This is a genomic window from Amycolatopsis bartoniae, assembly GCF_014191255.1.
Taxonomy (GTDB): Bacteria; Actinomycetota; Actinomycetes; order Mycobacteriales; family Pseudonocardiaceae; genus Amycolatopsis_E; species Amycolatopsis_E bartoniae.
Genome location: NZ_JACHWH010000020.1, coordinates 23968 through 36189, shown reverse-complemented (window position 1 = coordinate 36189; position 12222 = coordinate 23968). Strand labels below are relative to the sequence as shown.

At 64.6% G+C, this 12222-nt stretch carries 5 protein-coding genes; 2 read left to right on the top strand and 3 right to left on the bottom strand.

Annotation, left to right across the window (positions count from 1 at the left end):
* On the bottom strand, positions 1-435 hold a 435-nt coding region (locus FHX82_RS36710; RefSeq protein ID WP_221216978.1), incomplete at its 3' end, for a hypothetical protein.
* 800 nt (positions 436-1235) lie between these two features.
* On the opposite strand from FHX82_RS36710, the gene FHX82_RS36090 reads away from it, so the two are divergent.
* Complete coding sequence (locus tag FHX82_RS36090; RefSeq protein ID WP_183177064.1) at positions 1236-7430, top strand: LamG-like jellyroll fold domain-containing protein; 6195 nt, start codon at positions 1236-1238, stop codon at positions 7428-7430.
* Positions 7431-8197: 767 nt separating this feature from the next.
* Entirely contained in the window at positions 8198-9490 is a 1293-nt protein-coding gene (locus FHX82_RS36085; RefSeq protein ID WP_183177063.1) for a tyrosine-type recombinase/integrase, read from the top strand.
* Between the two features lie 964 nt (positions 9491-10454).
* Here the strand turns inward: FHX82_RS36085 and FHX82_RS36080 are convergent.
* Both FHX82_RS36080 and FHX82_RS36075 read right to left on the bottom strand, forming a co-directional pair.
* Positions 10455-11744 (bottom strand): methylaspartate mutase, encoded by a 1290-nt coding sequence (locus tag FHX82_RS36080; protein ID WP_222425926.1) that lies wholly within the window; start codon positions 11742-11744, stop codon positions 10455-10457.
* A 2-nt stretch (positions 11745-11746) separates the two neighbouring features.
* Positions 11747-12178: a cobalamin B12-binding domain-containing protein gene (locus FHX82_RS36075; RefSeq protein ID WP_229881023.1), complete on the bottom strand. Its 432-nt coding sequence runs from the start codon at positions 12176-12178 to the stop codon at positions 11747-11749.
* Between the last annotated feature and the right edge of the window lie 44 nt (positions 12179-12222).

Genomic DNA, 12222 nt, shown 5'->3' with positions numbered 1-12222 from the left:
GATCGGGTAGGACCAGCTGAACGCGTCGGACGACTTACCGGCCTGCCACGAGCCCGACGGTTGGAGCGAGGTTGCGCCGAAGTCGCCGCCGCCTCCGCTGGGGGTTGAGTCGGCGGCGATCACCATGGCGGATGCCGTCGATGGGGTGGCCGCCGGTAGCACCAGGTCGGTTGCCAGCGTTGACGTGTGGTTGTCACGAGTGGACGTGAGAGGGGTGCGGGTTCGGCACTCGGGCTTCTCCGGTGTGCTCAAGGCGCACGATGGCAAGGTCACCAGTTGCAGTCTTTGGGCCCAGTCACCGCCGAAGGCATCGGCGAAGGCTCCGTAGTCGAGGCTCAGGTGAACCGGCGTTGCGCCGGCTTGCCCTTCATCGCGCTGTACCAGCACTACCGGGCCGGCAATCCCCGCCGCCTCGGAGGTCTTCCGGGGCTGCACGGTGACATGGGCGCGGACGCCGATTGATGAACTGAGCGTGACTCCAGCATCCCCACTGGGCCACACCGGTTGGGCGGGACGGGCAGGTGCCATGGCCGGCGGCGCGACGTAGTGACTGCGCACCGCGGCGACAGGGACTGAGTTGTCGTGGGCCGCGACCGGCGCCGGTCGCGGCCCGGGCGCGGCTGCGGCCGACGTAGCGGCTCCGCTCAGCAGTCCGGTAGCCGCGAGCACAGCCGCCAGGAATGCCAAAAGAAAGCGGCCAGCAAATCGCCGACCGCTCGTGCTCTCCCTGATTGAACGTCTATCCGAACCACAAACCGATCTCACCGCGCCCCCAACCCCACCGTTTCAGCAAAGGCCACGTGGAACCGTACCGCCACATGATCACCGCCGGAAATACTCCAAATGGAGCCGAGTTCTCCATCGCGTCCATACAATTCACCAACAGTCACGACTGAACCATCGAAAACTACAGATAGTCGCAGACAAATAGGACAAATATCAGCACTTCACTCCTTATCGGGCAAAAGAACGGACGAGAGATCGTGATCTTTGCATACAATAATGACGTCGATCCTGTTGCTTTCCAACGGATCGAACAACAGGTGACACCTCTTGTTTTCAGGTTTCGATACGCCGTACAGTCCAAGATCGGTTGACGTGGCCTCATGCGAATCCACTTCCGAGGTCCACGAGAAATGGGGAGCGCTGCTGTGGGGAAAACGTCGCGTGTCGTGGTTCGGCCGTTCTCGTCGGGACCCTTTTCGAGGAATCGGCGACTTTCCGCAATCGTGGCCGTGTCGGCGCTGGTGTTTTCGCTGACCACAGCACTGCCGGCGACCGCAGCTGTCGTGCAGCCCGCGACGGGACGTGCGGCGCCGGCACCGGAGACGCCGGAGCAGCCGGATAACCTGGCCACGCTGGAGGATGGCTATGGTGCTACGCCGGCCCAGAAACAGGCGATGGCGCGCGCTGAAACCCAAGCCACCTCGACGGGGAAGGCCGTTGTCGTCGACGAGCTCACCACCGAGACGACCGAGGCGGTCGCCAACCCCGGCGGGGGCTTCACCCTGAGCACCAACGCCAAACCGGTGCGCGCCCGGCAAGGCGCGCAATGGGTGCCGGTGAACACGGCCCTGCATCCCAATCGTGATCACACGCTGTCCCCGAGCGCGACCGCCTACGGCACTGTGGTCTTTTCCGGCGGAGGGCGAACCCCCCTCGCTTCCACGACGGCTGGTCATACCAGGTACACGGTGTCGTGGCCAGGCGTGCTGCCCGCCCCGCGCGTGTCGGGATCGAGTGCCACGTACCCGGAGGTGCTGCCCGGGGTGGATTTGCGGGTCACCGCCACGGTCACCGGTGGATTCTCGGACGTGCTGGTGGTGAAGAACGCCACCGCCGCGAAGAACCCAGCACTGGCGACACTCACGCTGCCGGCCACGGTGACCGGTGGGCGCGTCGCGTCGGGCACGGACGGCGGCATCACGGTCACGGGCGGACCGGACGGGAGCACGCTTGACGCAAGCACACCTATGATGTGGGATTCCAACACATCCCTGACCGCAGCCCCCACGCCGAGCTCGAAGTCGCTGCCGGACAAGGGCCTCGCGCCGGATCCGTCGGACGCGAGCCATCCCGGGATGGCGGCCCGGGTGGCGCCGATAAAGACTCACGTCACGACCGACGCCCTGACCCTGAGTCCCGACAAGCGGCTGCTGAGTGATCCGGCGACGACGTTCCCCGTCTACCTCGACCCAAGTTTCAACTGGCATCCGGCGAGCGGGGGCACGCCTGCGTTCGACGAAGTGAAACAGGGTGCGCCGTGCGCCAACACCTCGTTCTTCGGTAACCCTGGTCCCGATGGCGACTACGGGTTCCTCGGCGTGGGCTTCAACAACTGGAACTCCTGCGTCGGTGTTGAGCGCACCTACTACCAGTGGCAGCTGCCGTCGGTCATCTGGGGAGCGCACATCGGCAACGCCGGTAACCAGCACGGCGCCACCGTGAACGTGTCGAAGGCTTACTCCGCGTCGTGCTCCGTCCAGTCGAACGACTACCTGCACTGGACCGGCGCGATCGGTCCGGGCACGAGCTGGAACAACCAGCCCGGCCCGGCGGGAGTGATCGCACAGGTCACCATGGGTGCCGCCTACAACCCGACCTACTGCCCGAACAACGGCGCAGTCGCCGCAGGATTCGATGTGACGGCGCAGATCGCTCAGTCCGCGGCGAGCCACGCGAGCCAGTTCACCGTGGGCCTCAGCGGTAACGAAACCCCAGGCAACGTGGAGTTCAGCCGGTTCACCGACAACCCGAGCCTGCAGATCTTCTTCAACCTGATCCCGAACACCCCCGGACCGCTGGCGGCGTTGTCCGGCTCGGCCAACCTCGGCTGTGCCACGACCACGCCGTACCCCTACCTCGGCAAGACCATCGTCACCAATCCGCCGGTACTGAATGCGACGGTCTCCGATCCCGATGCCGATCAGCTGCGGGCCACCTTCAAGTACTGGATCGACGGTAGCTCCAGCGTTCAGACCGGCCTCAGCGCGGACAACCTTGACTCCGGCGCGGCCGCGAAGTTCTCGCTGCCACCGTCGTTCACTGCGGGCCTGAGCAACGGCCAGGTCGTCGACTGGCAGGTCCAGGCGACTGACGGGCAGGACTGGAGCCCGTGGTCGCAGATCTGCCACTTCATCGCCGAACCAACCGCCCCGTCCGAACCCAGCATCACCTCAGCAGACGGCGCCTTCCCCGACAACGGCACCATCGGAAAGCCCGCCAATACACCAGGCCTGTTCACCGAGGCCTCCACGGGCGGCACGGTGTCCAAACTGGTCACCGCATTGGACCGGGCACCTTCTACGAACAACCCGCCTGCCACTGATATCGCCCCGTTCGACGGTGGGGGCGTGATCAAGCCGGCCTCTCGATGGAAGTTGGCAGACGGCTCCGGCACCGCGGCGGCCGACTCCGCCGGGAACGCCAATGCGACCCTGCACGGAGGAACGAGCTGGCTCAACAACAGCGCCCGTGGCCAAGTGCTCGGATTGGACGGTTCCAGCGGATACGCCTCTTCGAATGGGCCGGTCGTCAAGACGGACGGCAGCTTCACTGTCTCGGCGTGGGTGGATTTGACCAGCAACGCCGGCTACCAGACCTTCGTTGCCCAACAAGGAACCACGGTCAGCGGGTTCTATCTCGAATACGACTCCGACGTGAACCAGTGGACCTTTGCCCGTTTCGCGGGTGACTCGTCGACATCCACCGCGTACAGGGTGCGAGCCAGTACCGCGGTCACGCTCAACACCTGGACGCACCTGGCCGGAACCTACGACGCGGCAACAGGAACGATGACGATCTACGTCAACGGCGTCGCCGCGGGGAGTGCGATCGACAGCACTCCGTGGAACGCGACGGGGCCTGTGGTCATCGGTCGCGGTTTCGTCGACAGCGGGCCCAACAACTACGTGCACGGCGCGATCAGCGACGTCCAGCTCTACCAGGCGACGCTAAGCACGAAGGACATCGAGCGGGTGGTGCAGGCCGGTGGCCAGATCGAGCCGGTTGGTCGTTGGCGATTCCTCGACGGGACGGGGACGAGCGCGGCGGACAGCTCCAGCGCCGGACATCCGGCCACCCTGACCGGTGGATACAACTGGACCACCACCCCGACCCCCGCGGTGACCTTCAACGGCAGCACCGGCTATGCCGCCACCAGCGCACCCGTAGTCGACACCTCGCACAGCTTCTCGGTCTCGGCCTGGGTCAAGCTGAGTTCGACGGCCAACTACGCCACAGCTGTCAGCCAAGGCGGTAACTCCATCGCCGCGTTCTACCTGCAGTACAACAAGAACCTGAACGCATGGGCTTTCGTTCTGCCGAGCGCGGACTCGGCCACCGCGGCGCAGAGCATCGCGAAGTCCGCCGGCGCACCAACACTCAACGCTTGGACTCACCTCGTCGGTGTCTTCAACACAACCAGCGCAGCTGTGACACTGTATGTGAACGGGCAGGTCGCAGGTACCACCACCGACAGCACCCCGTGGAACGCGACCGGCCCGACGAGCATCGGCGCGGCCAAGCTCGCTGGGGGCGCCGTGAGCAACAGCTTCACCGGCTCGGTCACCGACGTGCAGATCTATACCACCGCGCTCGGGGCGGCCGAGGTCGGTCAACTCTTCGCCTCCTCCACTGGCGCGATCAAGGCGCCCGGACCCGGCCCTCACACGATCTACAGCTACGCTGCCGACCCTGCGGGGGACGCGTCGGGCTACCAGTCGTACCGGTTCGTCGCCGCGAACGACCCCAACATCCACTGCGCTTCACTGGCCGCTTGTTACAACAACACCGGCATCAGCCCCGACAGCAACCACGCACTCGGCAATCTCGACGGCGACGGATCGAGCTTCTCCGCGACAGACCTGACCAACGCCGGATGGCTTTCCGGCGGACGTCTGACCGTCAACGGGGGAACCTACATGCTGCCCTCCTACGGCGCCGGGCAAGCGGACAACGTGCTCGCCGCGAACCAGATCATCGACAAGACCGACCCGGTCCTCGCCAACTACAATGCCACGGCGTCAGCCAGCGGCGCGAGCTCACTCCAGTTCCTCACCACAGGGACAGAAGCCATCACGGCAACGCCTGGCGCTATCAACGGAGATAGCACTTCCCCCTTCGTCCCGGCGGGAATCGCGGTCGCCGGAACCTATTGCTTCGACTCCACCAACCCCGCCGCGTTCTGCGCGCCGAAGGGCGTGGTGACCTACAACGACGGATCCACCAGCACCTACTACCTGACCGTCCCCGACTGGGTGTCCGGCCCCGAAGACATCGACGTCGCGTCTTTCCCGCACAAGAACCTCTCCTCCGGGCAGGCCAACAAGACCACGAAGATCTACTCCTTCTCGGTCCCACTGTCACCCGGCAAAACCATCACCTCGGTCACCCTGCCCGACGTCGGCAACCAGGCGATCCACGGCACCGCCGGACTGCATGTCTTCGCCCTGGCAACGCGCAACACCACGACCGCCGGAGCGCCCGCAGGACAAACGTGGACCGGCGCCTGGGCGTCCCCGAACGAGCTGCAGTACAACTTCTCCGGCTCCGACAACTTCTCCAACCAAACCATCCGTCTCGCCTTGAAACCCTCGCTTTCCGGCAACAGCGTGCGGGTCAAACTCGACAACGCGCTCGGCACCAACCCACTTCAGATCGGTCACGCCACAATCGCGCTCGGCACCGCAGACAGACTCGGAGAGGCGACACCGACCCCGTCTGGTCCCGTCGTAGCGCTGACGTTCAACGGGTCCACGAACACCTCGATCCCCGAAGGCGGGATGGTGTACTCCGATGCTTTGACTTTCACGGTCGCGGCCAACCAATACCTGCTGGTGTCCTTCCAGCTCGTCAACCAGGTGCCATACCTCGTCGAAAACGTCTCGTACAGCAACGAGGTCATGGAGTTCATGTCGGCTGTCGGGTCAGGCGATCACACCGCCGACACCACGGACGCCGCCTTCGCCTTCTCCACCCCGGGAACCCGCTGGGGAGCCTGGACCAACATCATCACCGACCTCGACGTCGCCACCGCGAACGTGCCGACGCAGGCACTGTTCGGCGACACCGGACTCATCGACACCTTCCAGCCGAACACCAACCCGGACGCCGGCTCGGACAAGCTCCTGGCCGACGACATCGCCGCCGCCGAGCCCACGACTGTGACACCGTACGGAACGATCGCCGAGAACATCGAGTCCAACTCCGTACTCAGCGACAACGCCAGCGTCTACGGGACCGGCCCTAGCGGCGGCCCTTCAGCGCTGGCTCGCATCGACCGTGACCTGCTCGACCAGCCCGGCGTGAACACGGTCGTACTGTCCGAAGGCCTGGAGGACGTACTGCACAACCACAGCGCGGATGAACTCACCATCGACGGATACGACCAACTGGTCAACTACTTCACCGCCTACGGCATCAATATCGTGGTCATGGGGCTCACTCCATGCGATGGCTACGCCGGCAGTGGCGGCACTCCGAACGACCCCTGCACCAGCGCTGTCGACCAAGAGCGCACGCAGACCAACACCTTGCTCAGCGGCGGGCTGTCCGCCGGCCTCGGACCGTGGTCCACACCATCTCTCTACTACATCGATTCCGACGCCGCAGTCGGTGAACCGGATCCGGTGAACGGAGCAATCAGACTGAAGAACACAGTCAACCTCAACCACGGTGGGACAAGCCCCGACTACGTCAATATCAATGACAACGGCTTCGGGGCACTCACCAGCGCCTATCTCGGTCCACAGGACCGTTGGCAACTCAATGACGGTGCGACCGACTCGGCTGCCACGCTGGCCGGTGACAGCGCCAACAACGCCACCAACCCACATCTCATCAACAATCCCAACACCGGCAACAATCCTCTCACGCTGACCGGTGGCACAACCTGGGTCACGGACAGCAAGCGAGGAACAACGCTCTCCTTCGATGGGACCACGGGCTATGCGGCGACGGGCGGACCAGTGCTGGATACGACGAAGAGCTACAGCATCTCAGGCTGGGTAGCCGTCGACCGGGCTGGCGGAGCGACCAGTCCAGAGACCGCCATCGCCGTCAATGGGACCCAAAACTCGGCCTTGACGCTTGGCTACAACCCGGTCAACAGCCGCTTTCAGCTCACTGCGGCGAACGCAGACAGCTCCGACGCGACTATTGTCCAGATAGAACCAGCCACCAGCTCCACCGATACTTGGGTACATTTGACCGCCACGTTCAACGCCACGAACAGATTGCTTTCCTTCTACATCAATGGATCGCCGATGGGCACCCAAACACTCGGCAGCCCGTGGAACGCCAGCGGGCCCCTGTCGATCGGCAGCGCACGACAAGCGTACTTCTTCGACGGCATGATCAGCGATGTTCGAGTCTGGGACTATGCGCTGGCACCGGCCCAAGTGACCGCGCTCTACCAAAACGTTTCCTGACGAGGACGAGAAGGCAGAACCGCTGAGCTACCGAGAATAACAGCTTGAACGCATCATCGCATCGATCCAGGCACCTCTGCAGGGTGAGGCGTTCGAGCAACACGAACTGGTCCTCCAGCCTGTAGCCGAGGGTCGGATCGTGCAGTTCGCCCCACCTCGACCAGGTGAAACGAGGAGACAGACGCAGCAGAACCGCTCGATCCCTTCCCGGTCACCCTCGATGCACGCCTGGCAGGACACTGGGTGGTGTTCGGCGAGCAAGATGCAGTGATGCAGGAGAGGAAACTCTGCGCGGCAGCACATTTGACTCTTGATCATCTTGGCTTCGTGTTCACTTTCCGTGTTCGTCTATTTCGGAATGATGACGGCGCGTTGAAGCCGTGACGGTCGAATTCGAGCCCGCGGGTGCAAGCGTGTAGCCCGTCAGGCAGGACGATTGGTGTGATTGCCGCCGGAGTCTCACCGCGGGCTCGGACTCATACCACGCATTTGACTTTCGGAAACAAGAAAACTACGGAAATGGGCTTTGGTAGTAATCGGGAATCCGGCCGTCCCGAAACCAGCCGTGCTTCGGGCGGAGTCGACGACACGGCGTTTCCGCCGGTGCCACATCAATGAGAATCCTCTCTCCCGCTAACTCGAGGATCTCGCTGCTGCGCCTGCCTGGCCCCAGTCGGACACTGAAGCTGTCCATCCGCGGCGCAGGGCCCCTTGCTCGCCTGCCGGGATTCCGCATCGCGTCACTTCGAGCAGTCAGGAGTTTCGGCATGTCGTGGATCGAACACACCAGCGGTCAGCATTGGCGTGTGCGGTACCGCCGTCTGGACGGGTCCGTCGCCTCCGAAGGCGGCTTCACCGACCCGACCGCTGCACGTCACCGGGCGAAGGAAATCGACGTCGACCAGCGCCGTTACACCTTCTACGACACCACCCGCGGACGCATCACTGTCGCCCAGTGGCTGCCCCACTGGTGGAGCACTTTGTCTCTCGACGAGGTCACTCTCGACAACTACGCCTACCTCATCGGCAAACACATCAACCCCCGCTTCGGAAATTGTCGCCTTGGCGACCTCCATGCCAGCGACATCACCCAATGGGCCGCCGATCTGCACGCCAGCGGGTACCAGCACACCACCGTCGAAGGCATCACCAGCCTGTTCAGCCGCATCCTCGGCGACGCCGCCGACGACGGCCTGATCCCCGCCAATCCCGTACACCGCCACCGCAACCGAGGCAAACGCGCCTTCCGCATCCGCCACGAAATGCTCTGGGCCACCCCCGAAGAAGTCCTCCGCGCCGCCACCCAAGCCGAACACCTTCACGACCGCGCCAGCGCCGCCCTGATCATCACCGCCGCCTGGACCGGCTGCCAATGGGGCGAACTCGCCGGACTCCAACGCCACAACCTGCACCTCGACAACCGCACCCTCGTCATCGACCCCGACCACGGCGCCCTGAAAGAAACCGCCCACCGGCAATGGCTCGGCCCACCCAAAACCCCCGCCAGCACCCGCACCATCACCCTGCCCGCGTTCCTGACCATGCTGCTCACACACCACCTCGCCGACCACGACAGCCCACTGGTGTTCCCCAACGAGGCCGGCGGATTCCTCTGGCGCCACACCTGGCTGACCCGCACCTTCAACCCCGCCTTCGACGGCAACCACGACGTCCCGAACCCTCGGGCGCGGACCTACCCCATCCGCCCCGGACTGACCTTCCACGGACTACGCCACAGCCACAAAACCTGGCTCATCGCCGCCGGCATCCCCGAAATCGCCCAAGCCCGACGCCTCGGCCACCGCATGGACCGCCGCATCGTCGAGGTCTACAGCCACGTCGCCGACGAACTCGAAACCCAGATCCAAACCGCCCTCAAACACGCCTGGCTCGAAGCCCGCCACACCATCGCCCAACACCCCACCCGCGGTAACCCCCCGCCAGGGCCAAATCCGCCGCCAACTCACCCCCGCGCCCCGCAAGGACCGTCAAGCCCTCAGCCACCTCAGGGCATGACCATAACCCGACGACCAGCACAAACACCCAGAAGAACGGGCTGAGCGTGATCGAACATGGGGCAGCCCGCCCCACATCCACCCCATAACGATCAACCGACGCCGACAGAAGGATCACAACAGATCACCACTTCAACACGAAAAGGCCCGTCGACCTGGGATTTCACCCAGAGCCAGCGGGCTCTCCGAACCGTCGGGACGACAGGATTTGAACCTGCGACCCCTTGACCCCCAGTCGGCTCAACGCGGTTCGAGCCACTACCGGAACGACCGACTCTCCCAATTCTCTCCCTCTCCCAGAGCCCGATCCCACGCCCCCCAGAAGTTGCAGCGCCGCGGAAAGCTACAGTCCACGCTGGGCAATGCCGCCGACCTGGCCTCTCGGCCTCTGTGACTTTGAGTCGCAGCCTGCCGAGCCATCTCGAGGGATCCCAGCCCCGGACCTCGTCAGCGCTGCCGTGACTCCACCGGCGACCAGCACAACCTCGCTCCCGGTTTCCTCGGTTCGAAAAACAGGACGAAACATAACCCTCTCGGAAAATGCATGTCGACCTCGTTGCGGAACGCCTTGATCCGGAACCCGGGCCGGCTGTGCTAGGGCGCGCACGGCAGAACCAAGATCCTCAGGACCGCCACGGTTTGCGAGACGTTCAACAGAATCTTGGCCTACCCGAGTACCGAGTCGCGCACGGCCGTCCTGAGGTACGTCCGCGTTCCGGATGTCGGCAAGGAGCCGGTTGCCGACCGCGACCGTGTCAAGGTCGAGGTCACCGTCCACCACGACGGCGTCCGGGGCGAACATCCTCGCAATCTCGTGCACGTTGCGCGCCGAGGGGTAACCGAGCCCAGGTCGAGGAGCTGACGCATCCCGGCCTCCTGACCGGCTGGCGCACGACGCGCTGCAGGAAATCCCGGTAGTACCGGGCGTCTGGCGGGTCATCGGAAACTGGCGCAGCGCCGGGATCACGACGTGGGCGTCGATATCGGGGTGGTGCCCCCAGGAACCTGATCAGTGGGAAAGTGCTGAACGTCCTGACAGGGCGGTCCGGTCATGGCGGTCCGCGACGAAACGCAGCATTGACATCAATGCTCTCGCCCTGATGCTCCTGCCGCCGCGGGCGACGGCAACCCGGGCAAGGGGAAGGTTTCCCAGGCTTGCCCATTTCAGTCTGCCGTCAGTGTCCACGAACGCCTGTGCTGCGCCGTGGTTGTCCCGGTGCAGGCAGAAAGGCACGTCCAGCAGACCGGTCGAAAACGCGGATCGCAATGCCAGGCCGATATCGTCCGACAGGCAGAGAACCGACTCGACGAGAGTACGCGCCTCGGCGAGTACCTCCTCGCAGTCGACCTGGTGACCCCAGGGAAGTGTGCTTTCCCGGCGCGCGGCTCGAGCGCACCGCGACGCGTGACGAAGCGCCTCGATGTTCTCTTCGATCGTCGGTATTCGCCAAGCTTCAGCAGATGTCTTGACGATGAGACGTTCCACGCCCCCGCGGACCGCCACGTGCGCGCTGAGACCGAGCAACTGGGCCGAACCGGCGATGCTCTGTGGATAGACGCCCATGTAAGTGTAAAGGACCAGGTGCCACTCGACGTGCCGCGGAAGCATCTCATCCGCCAGGATGCGCAGCGCGCCGAGCGCCTCCAGATCTTGCACCGGATCGGTCTGCTGCGCGTAGCTCAGGGACAGCGAGTCGATACCTTGTTGGACGAAGAACAGGCCCTCGAGGACGCTCATGGCAACCAGCATCGAAGGTGGACAGAGCTGACCGAGCAGACAACCGCCGAACGTCTCCAGGTGCGCCCGCAGACCTTGCGACCGGCAATCTTCTCCGAGGCCGGCCGTTGCCTCCGCCCAGGCCGGGATCGACTCGGCCAACGGCGTCCGGCCGTAAGGAAGGCAATATGAGACCGGGCCACCCTCGGTGGCGGTAAGTCCCGCCTCAGCCATCGTGCGAAAGATGGCGTTGGGGGCGGCCGAACCGTGCCGGATCTGCACCGGCCGGAGATCCTCGACCTCCGATACGACGTGCCTGGTGGTGTCCGCACCATGGTTGACGAGGGGGTAACCATTCAGCGGACGCCCCCGCTCGAGCGCGTACCGGGCGCCATGGTGGTCTCCGACGCGGGTATAGCTGTCGAGCGTGATGGTTCCCACGGCGGGGGCGCGCACCTGCTCGAGGGCTCCGAGCCCGGAAGCCATCTCAGCCGGATCGGACATGCCCATGCGGGGCTGCACAACCAGCTCGTGCCGGGCGGAAGCGTTTCTGACGAACTGCGCGAGGTCGACCGCGACCACGGTCAGTCCGTTCGCGCGGCCGGGCCGGGCAGCAGGCCGGGCGAGCCGAGCTCAGCGATCCGCTCCGGCAGAACGGCGGGATCGCAGCTGTCCTCGAACACGAAGTCGAAACCTGCCCTCAGCAGATCCTGGACCGCGTCCTGGCCCACGGCACCGGAGATTCCCAGCTTGCCGCCGATCATCAGCGGTATGTGCCGTGTGGCCACGGTGGCGCGGAGCACTCGCGCCACCCGGCAACCGTCGGTGCGGGCGTGGCCGTTGACACTGCTGATCACGATCGCGTCCGGCTGTTCGCATTCGGCCGTGGTACGCAGAAGTTCGTCAGGGACGCAGGGACCCAGGTTGATCACTTCACACCCGGACTCTTCCAGCAACAACTGCAGGAACACCAGATTCCAGGTGTGCGCGTCCGACGAGATGGTCGACAGCAGCACACGCCGACGTTTCCGATCCACACGCTGCATCATTCGGCTCCAGA

Coding starts and splice junctions, on each gene's coding strand:
- FHX82_RS36085 (WP_183177063.1), top strand. CDS start 8,198: ATGTCGTGGATCGAACACACCAGCGGTCAGCATTGGCGTGTGCGGTAC.